Origin of the sequence: Nocardia sp. NPDC049737 (genome assembly GCF_040674755.1) — a bacterium.
Classification (GTDB): Bacteria; Actinomycetota; Actinomycetes; order Mycobacteriales; family Mycobacteriaceae; genus Nocardia.
Genome location: NZ_JBFANH010000016.1, coordinates 123621 through 143409 on the forward strand (window position 1 = coordinate 123621; position 19789 = coordinate 143409).

The following is a 19789-nucleotide window of genomic DNA, read 5'->3' on the forward strand; positions in this document are numbered from 1 at the left end:
CATTCGGGAGGGATTGAAGTTGACAGGGGTAGCCGAATCCACAGTGGCCGCGGCGCCGCCGTGGTTCACGGGTTTGTTCGCGCATCGCCGCTGGATTCGCCGGGTCGAGCCGTTTCCGCATGTATATGCCCGGGATGTTTTCGTGCCCGAGTTCTATGGGCGGTTGGCCGATGAGTTGGCGCGGGTGCGCCGCGAGCGGCCGGAGTCGTTCGGAACGGTGGCGGCCGATTACGGTGCGGTCGGGGCCTCACTGGCCGGACTGCGGGACGGGCCGTTGGCACTGTTTCTCTCGCGGGAATGGCATGACCTGATCGCGCGGGTAGCTGGGGTGGCTACCACCGGTGATGTCGAGGGGTCGGTGCACCATCATCGGCCGGGGAGCCCGTCGGGGTCACCGCACAATGATTTGAATCCGGCCTGGTTCAAGGGGGTGGCGCCTGGGCCGGGCGAGGTCAGGACCGTGGATCCGGAGGTGGATCTGAAGATCGGCCCGCGGACGCCGGAGGTCTTCGCGCGGGAGACGGTGCGCGCCGTCGCGGTGCTGTTCTATTTCGGCAATCCGGATTGGCAGCCGGGCGATGGCGGCGAGACCGCGCTGTATGCGCATATCGGCGCGAACCCGGTTCCCGCACTGACGATTCCGCCCCTGAACAACTCGCTGCTGCTGTTCGAGTGCACACCGCGCTCCTGGCATACGTTCGTCGGCAATAACGCCGCCGCGCGCAATAGCGTGGTGATGTGGCTGCACCGGCCGAAGGAAGACGTGGTGCGGCGCTGGGGAGGAGACAGCATTGCGCAGTGGCACTGAACGCCGGGTGTGCCTGCTCACCGGGGCGGGTGGCGTCCTGGGTGATACCTTCTGCCGCGGCCTGTACACCGACTACGACATCATCGCGGTCTGTCGCAATCGCACCCCGGCGGCACCGTCACAGCTCGAATGGTTCGTCGATCCCTTCGAACCGGAAATGCCCGTGCCGGAGAATGCTTCGCGGATATTCGTGATCAAGGCCGATCTCACCGAAGCGGGTGAAGTCGAGCGCGTCATCGATATCGCACTTGCCCGCTTCGGGCATATCGATCTGCTGGTCAACAATGCCGCGCACAGCCGATTTCAGCCGCGCGGTATCGTCGACGGTGACGCCGCGCTCGACGAATTCGATCCGCATTTCGCGGTCAATGTCGGTGTGCCGCTGCGTTTGTCGGCGCGCTTGGCGCAGCGCAGCTGGGTGCACGCCGGAGACGAGAACCGGGCCCGTAATCGCAATATCGTGAATGTCTCCAGCATTGCGGGTTCGCGGGTGTACCCCGGCGGACAGGCGCTCTACGCGGCGTCCAAGGCGGCGCTCAACCACCTGACCCGGCATATCGCGGCCGAATTCGAGGAGTTCGGGGTGCGGGCTAATGCCATCGCGCCCAACGATTTTCCCGCGACGGTGTCCACCGAACAGGTGGTGCGGGCCATTGTCGAACTCGATCGAGGCGAGATGACCGGCGAAATCTTCACCGTCGCGGTGGCGGCCGAGGTTGGGCGTCACGCACTCGGTGCGGACGCCCATTGACCTACGCCGTTGCGGTGATCTCCTCGGACATGGTCCAAAGCCGTTGCGCGAGTTCCGCATCCACGGCCCGCCTGTTCCGCGGCTGTTCCTCCTTGAACCGGTGGAAGTACTTGCCGTTCATCTCCTCCGACGTAGTCGCCAAGTGCACCAGTGGATCCGCGCCCTTATCTGCCCGGATGAAGAAGGGCCGTGACAGCGGCGAACGGATGAACGCGCCGAGTCCGAGCGGAGCATTGTCGTAGACATGGGTGGCGACCGCGCCCGGATGGAATGCGGCGGTGACCAGCCCGCTGCCCTCGGTGCGGCGGGCCAGCTCCCTGGTGAAGATGATGTTGGCGAGCTTGGAAGTGCCGTAGGCGCCCAGCTGGTTGAACGAGCCGGTCGATGCGTTGACGGTGTCGAGGTCCAGCTTCGCCATCCGGTAGGTCATGCTCGCGGTATTGACGACCCTGGCCTGCGACTGCACCAGCCGATCCAGCAGCAGGGCGGTCAGCAGGAACGGCGACAGGTGATTTACCTGGAAGGTCAGCTCATTGCCGTCATCGGTGACGGTGCGTTCGGCCCACGCGCCGCCGGCGTTATTGGCGAGCACATCGATGCGCGGATAGCGATCTAGCAGCTGATCGGCGAGTTTGCGCACCTCGTCGAAGCGGGCGAAATCGGCTATGAACGACTCCGCGCCGATCCGCGCCGCCACCGCGGCGGTGCGCTCCGGCGAGCGCCCGACCACCGCGACGGTCGCGCCGTGCGCCACCAGCTTCGCCGCCGCCTCGGCGCCGATGCCGGAGCTGGCGCCGGTCACCACCACCGTCTTCCCGGATAGATCCTGTGCTGCCATGTCCTGCCTTCCGTCGGCTGATTCGTGCTGATCCTCATCGGCCGGAACGGATTCGGCAAGACCGTCTACCAACCGGTAGGTCGGTGGGAACCGACTGCTGTGTATCGTGCTGCCAACGCAACAGTTGATCTAGTACGAACATGGGTAGCTCGCCGGGGACGCCCAGAACTCAGCCACTCCGGGAACCGTCGGCCCGCGACGGTACGTTAGGACTCACCTACGACCGGCAAAAGGCCCGGGGAGGCGGAGGAGCGGAGGGCCATGAGATGCGAGTTGACGGGCGGGATATCCCGGTCACGGGGAGCCTGCTGCAACCGCTGATCCGGCGGACCAGTGACATCATCCGTGTCGTACTCGCGGCACTGTGGGTCGGCGTGATCGTCGCCGCCTCGCTGATCACCCGGCCGGAGTGGCTGGCACTGGAGCGTTCGGTCTCGAATATCGTCGGATTCCTCAATCCGGACCAGTCCAATCTGGTGTACCTGGTCTACGGCACGGCGATTCTGGCGCTGCCGTTCGCGATCCTCATCGAATTGATCATCAGCAGGCAGTGGAAGCTGCTCGCGGGCTACGCGGCCGCGGGATTGGTCGCGGGCCTGCTGCTATCGATCACCGGAACGGGATTGTCCGCGCCGCAATGGCATCTGCAGGTGCCGGACCGGCTCGATACCTTCCTTTCGCAGTTCCTGGACGATCCGCGCTGGATCGCCATGCTCGCCGCCGTGCTGACCCTATCCAGTCCATGGCTGCCGACCCGACCGCGGCGCTGGCTGTGGTTCCTGCTGCTGGCGTTCGCACCGATCCACCTGGTGGTCAGCACGGTGGTGCCCGCGCGGGCCATGTTCGGACTCGCGGTCGGCTGGTTGGTCGGCGCGGTGATCATGCTGGTGGTCGGCACACCGGCGCTGGAGGTGCCGTTGGAGGCGGCGGTGCGGGTGCTGGCCAGGCGCGGACATACCGTCACCGCATTCACCGTGCTGCATCCCGCCGGGCGTGGTCCGCTGGTGCTCGCCGCGACCATCGACGGTCCGGAGCGCGAGTTGACCGTAGAGCTGTTCGGCAAGAACCAGCGCAGCTTCGGTGCGCTGCGCCAGCTGTGGCGCTGGCTCACCTTCCGCACCAGCGAAACGGCGGCACTGCACGGCTCGATGCACCGCGCCGTCGAGCACCGCGCGCTGGTGGCCATCGCCGCCGGCGAAATGGGTCTGGCCGCCGTGCAGCAGGTCGCCGTCGCGGCACTCGAGCGCGGCTGGATGCTGTACGCGCACACCATGCCTCGGGGTAGGCCGCTCGACGAAACCTCCGATCACGAGCTCGCCGGGGTATGGCGATCGCTGTCCGCATTGCACTGCGGCCAGATCTCGCACGGCGATCTGCGACCCGCCGAGATCCGAATCGAGAACGGCACCACGCTGTTCAGCGGATTCATCAATGCGGAATTCGGCGCGTCCGATAACCAGCGGCAGTCCGATGTCGCGCAGTTGCTGGTCTCGACCACGGCGGTCTTCGGCAAGGAAGCGGCGGTGCGCACCGCCATCGAGACGCTCGGCGAGCAGACGGTGCTGACCGCGGCGAGCCGACTCACCAAGTCCGCCATGCCCGCCGGGATCAAGAAGTCGATTCCGGACTGGGGCGAGGTGGTCTCCTCGGCCCGCGATGAGGTGCGCAAGCAGACCGGCCAGGACAAAATCGAGGCCGAGCAGATCACCCGGTTCAGCCGCAATCAGATCATCCAGTTGGTGTTGCTGATCGGATTGGTCTATGTCGCCTATCCGTTCATCAGCGCGGTGCCGACCTTCTTCTCGCAGTTGTGGAGCGCCAACTGGTGGTGGGCGCTGCTCGGGCTCGCATTCTCGGGGCTGACGTATATCGGTGCGGCGGCGGCACTGTGGGCCTGCGCCACGCGCCTGGTCAGCTTCCGCAATCTGGTGATCATGCAGATCGCAAATACCTTTGCCGCCACGACAACACCCGCGGGTGTCGGTGGATTGGCCTTGAGCGTGCGCTTCTTGCAGCAGGCCGGACTCGGCGCGGTGCGGGCCACCGCCGCCGTCGCACTGCAGCAGGCCGTACAGGTGATCACACACATCAGCCTGTTGATCCTGTTCAGTGTCGCGGCGGGCACTTCGGCGAATCTGTCGCATTTCGTGCCCGACGCCACCGTGCTCTATCTAGCGGCCGGTGTGGGCGTCGGCATTATCGGCGCCTTCATGTTCGTGCCGAAACTGCGTCGCTGGCTGAACAATTCGGTGCGCCCACAGTTGCAGGAGGTGCTCGGTGAACTCGGCGATCTGGCCCGGGATCCCAAGCGCTTCCTGGTGATCGTGCTCGGCTGTGGTGCGATCACACTCGGCCTGGCGCTCGCGCTGTGGGCCAGCGTCGAGGCGTTCGGTGGTGGCGCGTCGTTCATCACCCTCACCATCGTCACCATGATCGGCGGCACCCTGGCCGCGGCCGCGCCGACACCCGGTGGCGTCGGCGCGGTCGAAGCCGCACTGATCGGTGGCCTTGCCGCCTTCGGCCTGCCCGCGACCATCGCCGTGCCGTCGGTGCTGCTCTACCGCGTGCTCACCTGCTGGCTGCCAGTGTTCTGCGGCTGGTTCTGCATGCGCTGGATGACATCGAAGGACCTGATCTGATCAGACGTCCTTGGTTGCCACCAGCACGCCGGTCGTCGGTGGGATCGCGGTGAAGTCCACCGTCCCGAATCCGGCCGTCCGCAAGGCTTCTCGATAGCGGCGGATATCGATGGCCGCCAGCGGGTCCGCGTGGTGTCCGGGCGCGTGCGGGTCGTCGGTGCGACGGGCGGCGAATCGGGACATGATGCGAACCGCCGCGGGAAGGACTTTTCCGGTCGGGTGGGTATCGGCGAGCAGCAGTCGGCCACCCGGGCGGAGCACCCGGAACATCTGTCCCAGTGCCGCGATGCGCTGGGCCTCCGGAATGTGATGCATGACAAAGGTCGAGGTGACCACATCGACCGAGGCATCGGGCAGGGTCAGCGACTGGGCGGCGCCGACTTCGAAACGGCAGTGGGGGGCGGCGCGACCGCTCGCGTAATCGATCATCTCCCGGGACGGGTCGATACCGATCACTCGACCGGACGGCCCGACTCGATCGGCGAGGGCCCGAACGAGTTGGCCCGGGCCGCAACCGATATCGACCGCATGATCGCCCGCGGCGGCACCGGTCAGCTCGACGAGGCGAGCGTTCAGGCTGCCGACCCGGCCGAGCAAGAAGGCCGATTTCACAGCGAGATAGCCGCGTGGTTTGGTGATGAGAATGCCGATCTCGGAGTTCCGGTCAGCATGTGTGTTAGTGGACTGTTGTGCGTTTCCGGTCATGAGTTCATAATCGGACCAGATGACCGGATAGACCAGAAGCAAAAGTGCGGATATCGTGCCGTTACGAACGGATTCGCACTATCTGTACGACAACGCGGTCTTCGCGTTCGGAGGATGCCGATGACCAGCACCGATCGTCGGGTGCGCCGCACCAAGAGCCTGCTGCACCGGGCGCTGATCGAGCTGATGATCGAATGCGGCTATGACCGGATCACGTTGCAGGACATCCTGAATCGCGCCGATGTCGGACGCTCCACCTTTTATGCGCACTTCCGGGACAAGGACGATCTGCTGCTGGTCAGCAGTACCGAGTACCTGCGCGCGGCGGTGGCAGATGTCGAATCGGCCGCGAATGATCCTGATGCACCGCAACATTCGGAACCGCTCGCACCGCTGTACACGCTGTTCCGGCTGGCGTCGGCGAATCCGGAGGTCTACCGCGCGCTACTGGGTCGCCGGGCGACCGGAGTGCTGTTGCGCTCGACCCGACGCATGGTGGAAGAAATTCTCACCGAACAACTTTCGGGTCGACTCGAGATGGACGACGACGAATTCGCGGTGACGATGACCTTCCTGTCCTGGGGTGTCGTCGGCCTGCTCGGCTCGATCGCGGACGCGGAACCGCCGCTGCCCGCGGCCGAAACCTACCGTCGCCTCGAAGTTCTGGTCGGACCAGGCCTGACGAGCCGGGTGTCACATACCGGACGGGTCAGCCGCGCCGGCCACTGATCGGGTACTCCTCGAAACAGATCTGAGTCTGCCTGACCACCTCCCGTTAATACCGATGTGCCCGATCAGCTCGAGCGCCTGCTCGGCGGGACCGCGCCACCGCCCCGCCCTTCGCCACCGGACCGGCCGGCATCGGCCCGAGGAACCCTCCAGGTCCAATGACATTCACCTGCCTGTGCACCGCGAGTACGGCGGCCCGGATGCGTCGGATCACCATGCGGGATCGTGAGGCGTCGGCACCGCCGATGTCTTCGATTCGGCAAAAGCTCAGGACGAGTAGTCCTTGCGCAGCTGAACTTTCACAACCTTGCCGCTGGCATTGCGCGGCAACTCGGCCACGATCACCAGATCCTTGGGATGCTTGTAGCGCGCCAGGTTCTCGTTGAGGAACGGCGCCAGGTCATCGAGCGTGAGCTCGGCATCCGGATCGGCAAGGGCGACAACGGCAACCGGCACCTCTCCCCACTTCTCGTGCACCCGTCCGACCACCGCGGCCTCGCGGATCTTCGGATGTGCGAAGAGCACGTTCTCCACCTCGGCGCAGTAGATGTTCTCGCCGCCGGAGATGATCATGTCCTTTTTGCGGTCCACCACCCAGAGGAAGCCCTCCTCGTCCGCACGGACCAGGTCACCGGAGTGGAACCAGCCACCGGCGAAGGCATCGGCGGTCGCCTCCGGCTTATTCCAGTAGCCCTGCATGAGAGTCGGTCCGCGATAGACGATTTCGCCGATTTCGCCGGGCGCGACATCGTTCATCTCGTCGTCGACGACGCGGGCCTGGATGGTCGGAATGGGCTTGCCTACCGAACCGAGCTTGCGGATCGCGTCCTTACCCTCCAGCACACAGGTGATGGGCGACATCTCGGTCTGACCGAAGACCGCGACATTGACCGCGTCCGGGAAACAGTCGGCCATGGCCCGCAGCACGGTATCGGAGGCCGGGGCAGCACCCCAGCTGAGCACCTTCAGCGCGAGCTTGCGTTGCTTGACCGTCGGCTCCTCGCAGATCATCTGCCATTGCGCGGGCACGCAGAAGGCGGTGGTGGCCTGCTCACGTTCGACGGCCTCGAGGAATTCGGTGGGATCGAAGGCACCGAGTGGATGCAGCACGATCTTGCCGCCGAGCATGAAATACGGTGCGAGACTGCCGAGTCCGGCGATATGGAACAGCGGTGACGTGCAGAAGCCGACCGAGTCGGGACCGATATCCGTGGCCCGAATACTGGTCAGCGCTTGGGCATTCATGTTCGCGTGGGAGAGCACCGCACCCTTCGGGCTGCCGGTGGTGCCCGAGGTGTACATGATCAGCGAGGGGGTGTCCTCGGGAATGTCCAGCGGTGTATGCGGTTCGCCGCCCTCGGCCAGCACTTCGTCGTAGCCGAGCACCGAATCGGTGGTCTGGCCACCGATCACGATGCAGGTCGCGAGCTCGGTCGCCTCGCCCTGCACGGCGGTGGCCAACGGCTGCAGCATGGTGTCGGTGACGATCGCCTTGGCGCGGGAATCGCTGACGATATAGGCGACCTCGGGCGGGGTGAGCCGGAAGTTCACCGGGACCGCGATGGCGCCGAGTGCGTTGATGCCGAAGACGGCCTCGAGATATTCGGGATAGTTCAGCGCCAGTATCAGTACCCGGTCACCGAAGCCGATGTCGCGGCGGGCGAGCGCGTCGGCGAACTTCAGCGAACGCTCGTGCAGCTGCCGCCAGGTGGTGTCCACACCACGGAACCGCACGGCCACCGCGTCCGGGCGCATCTGCGCATGCGATGCGATCTGGTTGTTCCAGTGGTTGCGCCGCGACCTGATCGGCTCGTCGAGCGCCTGTGCACCGGTGGTCATGCCACTCCTCTCGGACCGTCGAACGGACGCCGGTGTATCCGACGGCGTCGACGGGCTGAACTGAGAGCAGAATAACAACTAACTTATTCAGGCAGCAAGACACTAGGTCACGAATCGCTGTTAATCGTTCCGAGGTCGGGTTTGCACAGCGAAAATCGCTCCTAGCTGCATATTCGCCGACTATCTCGATAGTTGCTGCCCACCTACACACCCGTTCCGACGGCAATACTATGCGAATCCCGACTCACTTATGAGTTGAACAGCAGACGATTCCCGTGTCACCATCACTGCGTAAGGGCGCCACTGGCACGCCCCGCAACGCATAGGAGAAGCGCAATGCTGCGTACCAGGTTCACCGAGACATTCGGCGTCGAACACCCGATCGTGCAGGGCGGCATGATGCATGTCGGCCGCGCCGGCCTCGTCGCGGCCGTCGCCAACGCGGGCGGGCTCGGCTTCATCACCGCGCTGACCCAGCCCACCCCCGACGACCTGCGCAAGGAGATTGCGCGGACCAGGGCGTTGACCGATAAGCCGTTCGGCGTGAACGTCACGATCCTGCCGTCGATCAATCCGCCGCCGTACGCCGAATACGTGCAGGCGATCATCGAGAGCGGCATCGAGATCGTCGAGACCGCGGGCAGCAATCCGGAGCCCTTCCTGCCGTACTACCGGGAGGCCGGTATCAAGGTGCTGCACAAGTGCACCAGCGTCCGGCATGCGTTGAAGGCACAGAAGATCGGCGTCGACGGTGTCAGCATCGACGGTTTCGAATGTGCCGGACATCCGGGTGAGGACGATATTCCCGGACTGATCCTGATCCCGGCAGCCGCACGGGTGCTCGACATTCCGATGATCGCCTCCGGCGGTATCGCCGATGCCCGAGGACTGGTCGCGGCCCTCGCGCTCGGTGCCGACGGCGTCAACATGGGCACGCGCTTCCTGTGCACGCAGGAATCGGCGATCGACCAGAAGGTCAAGGAACAGATCGTCGCCAACTCCGAACTCGACACCCAGCTGATCTTCCGGACCATGCGCAACACCGCGCGCGTCGCGGATAACGAAATCAGCCGCAAGGTCGTCGAAATCGAAAAGGCCGGTGGCACTTTCGACGATGTCCGCGATCTGGTCGCGGGTGCGCGCGGACGCCGCGTCTTCGACGAGGGCGATCTCGATGCGGGCATCTGGTCGGCGGGCCTGGCCCAGGGTCTCATCCACGACATCCCGTCCTGCGCCGAACTGATCAGCCGGATGGTCGCCGAGGCGGAGGAGCTGATCACCGCGCGCCTCGCGGAGAAGGTAGTCGCCTAGGGACTCGTTGCGAAACCCTGGACCGAGCGCCAGGGCTCGTCCCATAGTCGAACCAGGCCCGTCGCACTCCATCGGGGGTTACCGCGACCGAGGTCAGTCGACAAGCTGACCTACGATGACGTTGACTACCAGCCAAAGGACGGTCATCCGTGTCGGAAGCGTTCGACTGGTCTCTGCCGAAGACCTACATCCTGCCGGTGGATATAGACGGTTACCTGTCCATGCCAGAGGACATGGCGCGCAATGTCGAGATCAGAGACGGGATGATCATCCACTGTGAATCCGCCTCGCCGAATCACAATGCGATAGCCCGAAATATCGAACGGGCACTGCTGGACGGCCATGCCAAGCGCGGTTCAGCGGAGCCGTGCTTGCGGGTCAACCGGGATGTGGACATGTTGGTCTCGGAGGTCCCCTTCCATTACAAGCGGCCGGACGTCATCGTCTACCGCTGCATCGATGAGCCTCGACCGAAGTGGCGGATGAAGCCGACAGCCGCGGACGCCGTGCTGGTGGTCGAGGTGGTCTCGCCGACCACGATCACTGCTGACTTGGTCGACAATCGTGCCGAATATGCCCGGTTCGAGATACAGCACTACTGGATCGTCCGGATGGCCAATGAGGACGGTCCCGCGGTTTCGATCGAGATGCTGACGCTCAACTCGGCCGGGGAGTACGTTTCGGCTGGACATCACACCCGATCGGACCGTTCTGCCAGCGCGATCGATTCGCTGGTGCCGTTCGAGGTGCACGCCACTTGGCAGCAACTCGACGAGGGCATCGACTGAATTTCGCGCAGACCAGGTCCTATCTCGCCGCCAGTGCCTCGACCGCGGAGTAGTCGTGGGCGGCGACGATTTCGATGCCGTCGGGTAGGGCGTGTAGGCGATGGATGGTGGCGAAGGTGGCATCGCGGTCGGCATCGAAGAGTTGGCCGGGCATGGGAGCCTTTTCGCGGATCAGCTCGACCTGGAGTTTGTTCCACACCGCGTCGCCCGCGAGCAGCACCCGGGTGCCGTCGTCGACCGCGAGCAGGACGCCGATACTGCCCGGGGTATGTCCGGCGAGGTCGACGAGCAGCACCGAACCGTCGCCGAACAGGTCCAGACTGCGCGGGAAGGTGAGCACCGGCGGTCCGTCTAGTTCGAAGGTGTCGAAGGTGCGCCCGCGCAGCGGGCCTCGGGCAACGCCGACGGGGGCATGCGGGCCGTCGAGTGCCCACGCGCGTTCGACGGCGGGTAGTCGGATGGACACGGAATCGGGCAGCTCCAGCAGGCCGGAGACGTGATCCCAATGCAGGTGGGTCGGCAGTACGAAATCGATTGCATCGACGGCGATATCGCGGGCGGCCAGTGCGTCCGAGAGGCCGAGCACCGGCTTATCGGGTGCGACCAACAGTGGAATCGGGAACGGCAGCTCGGGCAGCACCCGATCGTGCACCCCCGCGCACAGGGCCGGATCGACCAGGAATCGCGCCTTCGGATGTTCGATCAGATAGGCCGACATGGTCATCGGCAATTCGCGCAGGCTGCGCACGCCCTCAGCGACAATCGTGGCGGGGGCGGCCATACGGGCCTGCATCAGGACGGTGAGTCCGACAGTCACCTTGGTCTGCGGCAGCGGGACCGGCTCCAGACCGGCCAGCAACACGCTATCGGGGCGACGCGGGCGCAGCAGTCGACCAGGTGTGGCCGCCAGGGCGGCGCAGCAGCGCAGCACGGTCGGCAGGGTGGGCGTCCGCTCGGTTCCGGATTCGGGCACAGTGCCACCGTAGGCGATCATGGTAGACGGCGAAAGAGCCGGGTATGCAGGACAATTCCGGACAATACACCCGCCTGAGGGACACCTTGATCGCGCCGATATCTACGGCATAATCGGCAGGGGTACCGGCGTGGGGGCAGCAGCCCTCCGGCGACGGGAGGAGGACGGATGGGGCCTGATCTTCCGGACGGGCAGGGTGTTGTCTCGAGCGACCTGCGAACAGTCGCCGACGGTGTTTCGAACATATTCGGTTCGCGACGTGCCGCGCTACTGAGCGCTGCCACCGCCGCCATCGCCGACCTGCTGAATGTCGATGCCGCAGCGGTCTCGACCGATGCACCGTTCAGCGATCTCGGCCTCAGCTCGCTGCAATTGGCGCGGCTGACAGCGCATCTGGAAGATGCCATGGGAGTCGAGGTTTCGCTCACCGCGCTATACGACCATCCGGACATCGAGCAGCTTGTCGAGTATCTCGCGATGCGATGAACAGCTTGCCCACAAATCGGACAGGCCAGCCCGCCTCCGTCCGGCCGTATCCGCCGGTATCCATCGTGGGCATCGGCTGCCGGGTGCCGGGAGCTTCGAGCGTGCCCGAGTTCTGGCGGATGCTGTGCGATGGCCGGGATGCCACCGGAGCGCCGCCGCCCGGTCGACCGGGCACACGGCACGCCGGATATCTCGCCGATATCGATGCATTCGACAACGACTGGTTCGCCATCTCCGGTCGCGAGGCCGCGCTGATGGATCCGCAGCAGCGGCTGGCGCTCGAGGTCGCGATCGAGGCGCTCGACGATGCCGGAATCGGCTATCACACCAGGGGTTCCGGGGCTGCGGTGGTGTTCGGTGCGTGCGCTTACGATCACGGCATCGCGGTGCTCGGCCGCGATGGGCACGATGCGCCGTATGCGGTCACCGGATCGGCGCTCAGCATCATCGCCAACCGGCTGTCCTATGTCCTCGACCTGCACGGACCGAGTCTGGTAGTGGACAGCGCCTGCTCGTCCTCGCTGGCCGCCGTGGATCTCGCGGTGCGCCTGCTGGCCGATGACTCCGTGCCGTTCGCGATCGTCGGCGGGGTGAATCTCCCACTGCTGCCGCATACTTCGGCGTACCTAGCCGAAGGCGGGTTCCTCGCGCCCGATGGACGGTGCAAACCGTTCGATGCCGCGGCCGACGGATATACCCGCGGTGATGGATGCACCGTAGTGGTGCTGCGGCGCACCGCCGATGCGCTGCGGGACGGACATCGGGTATATGCCGAAATCCTCGGCACGGCAGTCGGTTCGGACGGGCGGTCCAACGGGCTGTACGCGCCGAACGGACGGGCCCAGCAGGAGGTTATTCGTACTGCCTTGGCAGGTCTCGATCCGCGTGCGATCGGGTACATCGAATGTCACGGCACCGGAACACCATTGGGTGATGCAGTCGAGGTGGGCGCGCTCGCCGCGGTAGTCGGAAGCGAGGCCGAACCGACCTGGATCGGCTCGCTCAAATCCAATATCGGGCATCTGGAGGCGGCCGCCGGAGTCACCGGAATGGTCAAGGCGGCGCTGTCCATCCGGCACGGGGTAATCCCGCCGACCATCAATTTCCACACCGAGAATCCGCTGCTGAAACTCGCCGAGCATGGGCTGCGCGTGCCGATCGAACCTATCGACTGGACCGACAAACCGCTGGAAGCGCGGCTTGCCGGAGTCAGCTCATTCGGATTCGGCGGGACGAATGCGCACGTGGTGCTGCGCGGTCTCGAGGCAGCGCGTCACCGGAGTTATGAACCGCCCGTGCTGCTTCCAGTCACCGGTCGCGACATGGCGGAGCTGCGCTCGCACGCGTTGCGGTGGGGCGAGCTGCTCGAGCGTGTCGGCGCAAGCAATCTGTCGTCAGGCGGCACAAGCGACGTTTCACGTGGCATGCCCAGCAGCGCATCGCGCGACAACACCGCTTCGGACCACGGCACCAGCAGCTCGTCGCGCGACAACACCCCTACCCCACAGCCTGCGGCCACCAGGCGCATGTCGCGCGAGGACACGAGCGGCGCGGGCGAGGACATGAGCGGCGCGGGCGAGGACATGAGCGGCGACTCACCCAGCAACGCCACGCACGATCACATGAGCACCGCCTCAGGTATAGGCGCAAGCAGCGCCTCGCATGACGAAACCAGCAACCGCAGGGCCGAGGGCACGTTTCGCACTTTGCTCGAGCGCACGAGCGACTCGCACGACGGCACAAGCAGTGGTTCCCGCGAGGGCACTAGCGGCGATTCACGCGAGCATGCAAACAGCGATTCACACGAGCACGCGAGCAGCCGCCCACACGAACCCACAAACAGCGGCCCACACGAGCACGCAAGCAGCCGCCCACACGAACCCACAAACAGCAGCCCACACGAGCACGCAAGCAGCAGCTCAAACGAAGGCATGGGTGCGGCGGCCGAGGCGATTGTGACGAGCTACTTGGGCGCAGGGAGTGGCGATCGCGAAATTCTTCGGCATTTCGCGGCTGCTGCGGCGCGGTTGATACCCGAGAATGCCCGGGCGGCAGTGGTTGCGCGGGATCTGGATGATGCCGTGGACCAGTTGCGTGCGGTGGCAAGTGGGCAGTCCGGGGGTGGGGTGATCGGCGCTGGTTCGGTGCGGCGGCGGGGTGGCCTGCTTTTCCTGTTCTCTGGGCAGGGTGGGCAGTATTCCAAGATGGGGCGAGGTCTTGCGGCTCGCTATCCGGTCTTCGCGAATGCGGTGACCGCTGCCGCGGATGCGATTGCGGTGGCGGGCGGCCGGCGAGTGTGGACGCCGCGCAACGGGTTCGCGCTCAGTGGTGCGACGAACGGGACCAGCGCGACGGAACTCGTGCAACCGGCGATATTCGCATTCCAGGTGGCGCTCGCCGAACTGCTCGCCGCGTGGGGCATCGAACCGGATGCGGTGGTGGGGCACAGTCTCGGCGAAGTGGCCGGGGCCGCGGTGAGCGGCGCGTTATCGCTTTCGGATGCGGCCCGAGTCGTGGTGCAGCGCAGCCGGATTCTGGCGCGCCTCGACGGACACGGTGCGATGGCGCTGCTGGAGGCGACAGCGGATGAGGCGGCGCGGCTGGTCGAGCCACTGCACGCGACGGTAGCGATCGCTGCTGTCAATGGACCGCGTTCGGTGGTGATCTCCGGTGCGCCACGCTACATCGACGCACTGGTCCGCCGTGCCAAGCGCAGGCAGATATTCGCGCAGCGGATCGCCGTCGACTTCGCCGCCCACAGCTCACAAGTCGGCGCACTCCTGCCCGAATTCGTCGACGCACTCGACGGACTCACCACGCAGGTGCCGCGCGTCCCGGTGTACTCGACGGCGCGTCGAGGCGAAACGATAACCACGGCCGCGATGGATGCCGACTACTGGGCCGAAAATGCCTCGAGGACCGTCGAACTGGCTGCCGCACTGCGACAAGCAGCCGACGATGGATTCGCAACGGTACTGGAACTCACACCCCATCCCGTACTGACACCCGCAATCCGCGAGTTCCCCGAATTCGCCGACGCCACCCACCCGGTCACCACCCGCGACGACGAGGCCAAAACCTTCCTGACCTGCCTCGGCAACCTCTACCTCGAAGGGCACCCGCTGAATTGGGCTGCCAGCGGCCCCTTCACCGCCCCACCCCCACCCCGTCAATGGATCCACCGACGGTTCCCACTGATCACCAGCCTCGATCCCGGCGCCACCGCCGAACCGGACACCATCAAGCGACCCACCGACCGGGACGCCGCCACCGAGCCTGGCACCTCGACCACCGCTCCCATAGAGCCCCGCACCGCATGCGACACCGCCACCAATTGCGGCATCATCCACGACGCCGCAACCGGGCCCAGCGAAAGCCATGTCGCTGCGAATGCGCCCGGTACCGCCCATCGCAGTGCCACCGAACGCGCTATCAACGGCCGCACCGTCAACGATTCTTCGGTCTCCGATTTCGGCGCAGCCATCGGAGATGATGCCGTCCGCAGTCGAAATGCCTACGGCCCGGACACGACCGAACACGACTCCATTCACGGTCGAGATACGCGCGACCCGAATACAACCACCCAGCTCGATGCTCCTCGCGGCCGAAATGCCCAGGGCCAGGGCGCAGCTGCAGGTTTCGACATCGGTGGCGGCCGCGACGACTACGACACGAACACAACCACCGGTCCCAGGATCAGCCGCGGACGAGATGCCACCGATTCGAGCGCGGCCGGAGTCTTTGAATCCGAGTTCCCCGCAGACGATCTCCACGATCACGTGGTGCAGGGCGTACCAACCGTCCCCGCGGTGTTCTGGCTGCTCAGGCTGCTCGAACTGGCTGAAAACGGGCGGACGATCACCGATTTCGTGGTGCACGAGCGGACCGGGCTCGCCGCGCTGTCCGCTGTCACCTATCGGGCCGGTGGTGCTGGAAGGTTGCAGGCGGAGGTCACAGGCGCCGGGACGCTGGCTTCGGCACGGTTGGCCGGTGACCCCACACCCGGGGATATCGTCGCATGGATGCGGGTGGTCGATGCAAATCGGGCCGTGCGTCGGCGGATGCGAGTGCTCGCGCCAGATGTTTTCTACGACTCGTTGCGCGCACGGCAACTCGACTACGGTCCCGGTTTCCGCGTGCTGCGCAATATCGAGGCCGGGCCCGATTGTGCGGTGGGATCGTTCGATGCCGCCCCGCTACAGCGCTCGGCGACCCTCGATAGCTGTCTGCATCTGCTCGCCGCCGCGAGCTGGGACCACCTGCCCGCCGATGCCATTGCATTGCCGATCGGCATCGAGTCCGCCTGGCTGTCCGCCGAACCGGACCTGGTGCTGCTGGAAGCCCATGCGCTGGTGCGTGATCGATCGACGACTGGACTGACCGGTGACGTCATCGGCACCGATCAGCACGGCGTCCCGGTGCTCGCGCTCTCGGGTGTCCGCATCCGTTTCGCCACGGTCGAATCCACAACGCAGGTCGGCCCTTTCCGCCATGAAACGTGGATACCGTTCCAGCACAGTCCCCAGCGCGGAATCAGGACCAAACCGCAACGCGCCTTGGTTATCGGCGAATCTCAACTCGCCATCCGACTGGCCAGAGAACTCGACCGCACCCTGCCCACCGAACGCGTCGCCCGCGAACCGGATGCCGCCGGCCCGATCGTCTCCGCTGTACTCGCCGGACGCACCGGCACCGCGACTACGGCAGTTGTGGTGATCTGGCCCGCCGAATCCGGCGCGACACATCACGCGACCGAGCCCGCGAACAGTGTCATCGCCACCACTGGGCGAGTGCTGGATCTGCTGCAACGCGTCCAATCCGAACACGCCACAGCATCTTTGACGATCATCCTCCCAACCCCCAGCGCGACCGGTCGGCAACCGTCCGCCCGGAGCCGACAGGACATGCCGATGGCGATCGCCGGCTTGGTGCGATCGATGCAGCTCGAATCGGGCCGCGAAGTGCGACTCGTGTGGACCGACAGGTCTCCGACCGCGCTGTCCCGACTGCAAGAACTCATCGCCACCCCACTCCCCGATGAGCTGCGAATCTCCGCCGACACCATTACCACCCGCCGTTTCGTGCATTCCCGCCCGCGGTCAACCACCCCAACTTCGATCGACCCCAACGGCACCTATGTGGTCACCGGCGGTTTGGGTGCGCTCGGCTCGGTCGCGGTGCGTTGGCTACTCGATGCGGGTGCACACGACGTCGTGGTGCTCACTCGCGCACCCAGACCAGTGCCCGCACTCCTGGACGGACTGGAAGACCGGATAGTCGTAGTGCGCTGCGACGCCGCGGACCGCAGCGACCTCGCCAATGCGCTCGACGATGTTCGCGAATGCGGCTCCACCATCCGCGGCGTCGTCCACGCCGCGGGCGCACTCGAAGACGCTGCATTCGAAGCCGTCACCACCCGCCAACTCGCCCGCATGTTCGCACCGAAACCCATCGCCGCAGGCAATCTCATCGATCTCACCGCCGCCGATCCAACCGACTTCGTGCTGCTGTTCTCCTCCGCCACCGGGGCGCTCGGCGCACCCGGACAGGCGGCCTACGCCAGCGCGAATGCCGCAATGGACGCGCTCGCCCAATCCCATCCAGGGCGGCGCGTGTTGAGCATCGGTTGGGGCGTATGGAATTCAGGCCTCGCAGCGGGCGCGGGGGGTGCACAACATCTGCGACGCGCCGGAATCTCCGCATTCGATATTTCGCGCGGCACCGAATTACTCACCCAGACCATGTATTACAACGAGCCCTACCTGCTCGCCTTGGACTACACGCCGAGCACTGATCCCGAACCAGTCGCCACCCGCCTGCGAAATCTGCTCACCGACCAACCGTCCACAGCAGACACCGCACCGCCGAATCCGGCACCCCAGCAGCAACATCCGATAGAACCACTCACCACGACCATTCGCACCGCTCTCGCCGCCACTCTCGACCTGACCTCGGACCATCTCGACCCGGAAGCCGATTTCAACGAATTGGGCCTGAGCTCACTGCTCGGCATAGAAATGCGCCGCCGCCTCGAAACCCTTCTCAATATCCGCATCTCGACCGCCGAACTGTTCCAACACCCGACCATCACCGCACTCGGTGCCGCCTTGGCCGACCGAGTCGCCGCCGTCAGACCCGACGGGGTGCGGTGACTTCGCCGTATACGGGGCAGACCAACGTTCTGGCCGCCCGGGTTGCCGAGTGGGCGCAAACCAAGCCCAGTGACAGTGCGTACACCGAATTGCGTTATCGCGGACGGGATTGCGTTCCTGTCACGCTCACCTATGAACAACTGCACCACGCGGCAGGTGCACAGGCCCGAAGACTCAGGGCAACAACCGATCCCGGCGACCGGGTGGCGATTCTATGCACGCACGGAATCGACTACGTCATAGCCTTTCTCGCCTGCCTCTACAGCAATCGCATCGCAGTGCCTCTGTTTCCGCCGACGAGCAATAGAAATCGGCCCCGGCTTGAGGGTGTACTCACCGATGCCCGACCCGCATTGAGCCTGATCTCGCCGACCGACACGACTACCAGCGAGATCCTCGGACCAGAACTAGGCCCAGTGCTGAAACTCTCACCGCACACCACCACCACAGCAACCGACCCGATCATCGATCGGACCCAGACGGCCTATCTCCAGTACACCTCCGGATCGACAAGGACCCCGGCAGGCGTCCAAGTAACCCACGCGAATCTCGCTGCGGCACTGGATCAATTGTGGACCGCAGTACCCGCGGTGCGCACCGAACCCATCGTTTCCTGGCTCCCGTTCTTCCACGATATGGGCTTGATCCTGGCCCTTTCACTACCGCTCTACTCCGGCGTACACGGGATCACCATGGCGCCAGCCGAATTCGTGAAACGCCCCATCCGCTGGCTGCGCGCCCTCAGCGACTACCGCGCCGGAACCACCGGCAGCCCCAATTTCGGCCTGGCCCTATCCGTCGCGGCAACCACGCCCGAAGAACGGGCAGGCCTGGACCTATCCCACCTCGACGCACTGCTCAACGGTGCCGAACCGATCCGTGCCCAAGCCTTGACCGACTTCACCGAAACCTTCGCCCCCTACGGATTCCGGCACCACGCCCACACACCGGGCTTCGGCTTGGCCGAGGCCACGCTCTCTGTCACCGTATGCGATCAGTCGAACGACCCCGTCACCCATCGATTCGACCGGACGGCCTTGGCACAGGGCCGCGCACAAACCGCACAAGAAGGTGTGCCACTCGTCGGCTGCGGCGTACCCGCAGGCCAGCGGGTTGCGGTGGTAGAGCCCAATGAGCACACCGAGGTCGCGACGGGCACCGTCGGCGAGATCTGGGTCTGCGGCCCCAATGTCTGCGCCGGTTACTACAACAACCCGATCGCCACCGCAGCGGCGTTCAGCGCCACCTTGGTCGGAAGTGACGAATCATGGCTGCGCACAGGCGATCTCGGATTCCGGAACCAAGACCAGCTCTATATCGCTGGCAGGCTGAAGGATCTCATCGTCATCGACGGCCGTAACCACTATCCGGCCGATATCGAATCCACGGTTTCGGACTGCGCACCCGAAGTACGTGTCGGCCACGTAGCCGCTTTCGGCGACGATGACGGCCATCGCGAGGATCTGGTCGTCGTCGCCGAACTCGCCGACACGGCGGCCACCGGATCAGCGGAATTAGCCCACCGCATCCGCAATGCCATCGCGGCCGCCCACGAGGTGACACCGGGAGCCGTCGTCCTGGTCGAGCCGGGCCGGATTCCGAAGACCTCCAGCGGCAAACTGCGCCGCGGCGAATGCCGAGCGCTCTACCGCGCGGGCCACCTGTCCCAGCCGTAGCGGAAATACCCGCCGACCTCCCCCTGCTCGCCCACACCGGGCGCGATGATGTGCCAATGGCGAGCGCAAGCATTCCCGTGAGATGGAAAGATCT

General features: G+C 65.4%; 13 protein-coding genes. 9 read left to right on the forward strand and 4 right to left on the reverse strand.

Annotated features, from left to right (window positions below; translation table 11 throughout):
* The first annotated feature begins 19 nt into the window (after positions 1–19).
* Together AB0J47_RS22260 and AB0J47_RS22265 are read left to right on the forward strand one after the other, a co-directional pair.
* A complete protein-coding gene (locus tag AB0J47_RS22260) occupies positions 20–808 on the forward strand; it encodes a 2OG-Fe(II) oxygenase family protein (RefSeq protein ID WP_364348869.1) in 789 nt (262 codons plus the stop codon).
* Positions 792–1559 (forward strand): SDR family oxidoreductase, encoded by a 768-nt coding sequence (locus tag AB0J47_RS22265; RefSeq protein ID WP_364348872.1) that lies wholly within the window; start codon positions 792–794, stop codon positions 1557–1559. The genes AB0J47_RS22260 and AB0J47_RS22265 overlap by 17 nt, the downstream gene beginning before the upstream one ends.
* 1 nt (position 1560) lies before the next feature.
* On the opposite strand, the gene AB0J47_RS22270 is transcribed toward AB0J47_RS22265, so the two are convergent.
* On the reverse strand, positions 1561–2397 hold the full coding sequence (locus tag AB0J47_RS22270; protein ID WP_364348875.1) for an SDR family NAD(P)-dependent oxidoreductase: 837 nt from the start codon (positions 2395–2397) through the stop codon (positions 1561–1563).
* Positions 2398–2663: 266 nt separating this feature from the next.
* Here AB0J47_RS22270 and AB0J47_RS22275 point away from each other — a divergent pair, with 266 nt between their 5' ends.
* Entirely contained in the window at positions 2664–5036 is a 2373-nt protein-coding gene (locus AB0J47_RS22275; RefSeq protein ID WP_364348878.1) for a lysylphosphatidylglycerol synthase transmembrane domain-containing protein, read from the forward strand.
* On the opposite strand, the gene AB0J47_RS22280 is transcribed toward AB0J47_RS22275, so the two are convergent.
* Positions 5037–5741 carry a methyltransferase domain-containing protein gene (locus AB0J47_RS22280; RefSeq protein ID WP_364348881.1) on the reverse strand — a complete coding sequence of 235 codons (705 nt, stop codon included), beginning with the start codon at positions 5739–5741 and terminating at the stop codon, positions 5037–5039.
* A 120-nt stretch (positions 5742–5861) separates the two neighbouring features.
* On the opposite strand from AB0J47_RS22280, the gene AB0J47_RS22285 reads away from it, so the two are divergent.
* Positions 5862–6470, forward strand: coding sequence for a TetR/AcrR family transcriptional regulator (locus AB0J47_RS22285; RefSeq protein ID WP_364348884.1), 609 nt, complete (start codon positions 5862–5864; stop codon positions 6468–6470).
* Between the two features lie 267 nt (positions 6471–6737).
* Here AB0J47_RS22285 and fadD5 read toward each other — a convergent pair whose 3' ends face one another.
* A complete protein-coding gene (gene fadD5 / locus AB0J47_RS22290) occupies positions 6738–8309 on the reverse strand; it encodes a fatty-acid--CoA ligase FadD5 (RefSeq protein ID WP_364348887.1) in 1572 nt (523 codons plus the stop codon).
* A 336-nt stretch (positions 8310–8645) separates the two neighbouring features.
* On the opposite strand from fadD5, the gene AB0J47_RS22295 reads away from it, so the two are divergent.
* Complete coding sequence (locus AB0J47_RS22295) at positions 8646–9620, forward strand: nitronate monooxygenase (RefSeq protein WP_364348890.1); 975 nt, start codon at positions 8646–8648, stop codon at positions 9618–9620.
* A gap of 149 nt (positions 9621–9769) precedes the next feature.
* A complete protein-coding gene (locus AB0J47_RS22300; protein WP_364348893.1) occupies positions 9770–10408 on the forward strand; it encodes a Uma2 family endonuclease in 639 nt (212 codons plus the stop codon).
* 19 nt (positions 10409–10427) lie between these two features.
* Here AB0J47_RS22300 and AB0J47_RS22305 read toward each other — a convergent pair whose 3' ends face one another.
* Positions 10428–11381: an MBL fold metallo-hydrolase gene (locus tag AB0J47_RS22305; protein ID WP_364348896.1), complete on the reverse strand. Its 954-nt coding sequence runs from the start codon at positions 11379–11381 to the stop codon at positions 10428–10430.
* Between the two features lie 168 nt (positions 11382–11549).
* On the opposite strand from AB0J47_RS22305, the gene AB0J47_RS22310 reads away from it, so the two are divergent.
* From AB0J47_RS22310 to AB0J47_RS22320, 3 genes are read left to right on the forward strand one after another with little or no spacing between them, the layout of a single operon-like run.
* Positions 11550–11867 (forward strand): acyl carrier protein, encoded by a 318-nt coding sequence (locus tag AB0J47_RS22310; RefSeq protein WP_364348899.1) that lies wholly within the window; start codon positions 11550–11552, stop codon positions 11865–11867.
* Positions 11864–18019, forward strand: coding sequence for an SDR family NAD(P)-dependent oxidoreductase (locus AB0J47_RS22315; protein WP_364348902.1), 6156 nt, complete (start codon positions 11864–11866; stop codon positions 18017–18019). The genes AB0J47_RS22310 and AB0J47_RS22315 overlap by 4 nt, the downstream gene beginning before the upstream one ends.
* Positions 18016–19695, forward strand: a complete 1680-nt coding sequence (locus AB0J47_RS22320; protein ID WP_364348905.1) for a fatty acyl-AMP ligase — start codon at positions 18016–18018, stop codon at positions 19693–19695. Before AB0J47_RS22315 ends, AB0J47_RS22320 begins: the two co-directional genes overlap by 4 nt.
* The last annotated feature ends 94 nt before the right edge of the window (positions 19696–19789 follow it).

What these genes read in the sequence shown, in the direction of transcription:
- AB0J47_RS22270 (WP_364348875.1), bottom strand. Translation starts at nt 2,397, where the DNA reads ATGGCAGCACAGGATCTATCCGGGAAGACGGTGGTGGTGACCGGCGCC.
- AB0J47_RS22275 (WP_364348878.1), top strand. Translation starts at nt 2,664, where the DNA reads ATGCGAGTTGACGGGCGGGATATCCCGGTCACGGGGAGCCTGCTGCAA.
- AB0J47_RS22280 (WP_364348881.1), bottom strand. Translation starts at nt 5,741, where the DNA reads ATGACCGGAAACGCACAACAGTCCACTAACACACATGCTGACCGGAAC.
- AB0J47_RS22285 (WP_364348884.1), top strand. Translation starts at nt 5,862, where the DNA reads ATGACCAGCACCGATCGTCGGGTGCGCCGCACCAAGAGCCTGCTGCAC.
- fadD5 (WP_364348887.1), bottom strand. Translation starts at nt 8,309, where the DNA reads ATGACCACCGGTGCACAGGCGCTCGACGAGCCGATCAGGTCGCGGCGC.
- AB0J47_RS22295 (WP_364348890.1), top strand. Translation starts at nt 8,646, where the DNA reads ATGCTGCGTACCAGGTTCACCGAGACATTCGGCGTCGAACACCCGATC.
- AB0J47_RS22310 (WP_364348899.1), top strand. Translation starts at nt 11,550, where the DNA reads ATGGGGCCTGATCTTCCGGACGGGCAGGGTGTTGTCTCGAGCGACCTG.
- AB0J47_RS22315 (WP_364348902.1), top strand. Translation starts at nt 11,864, where the DNA reads ATGAACAGCTTGCCCACAAATCGGACAGGCCAGCCCGCCTCCGTCCGG.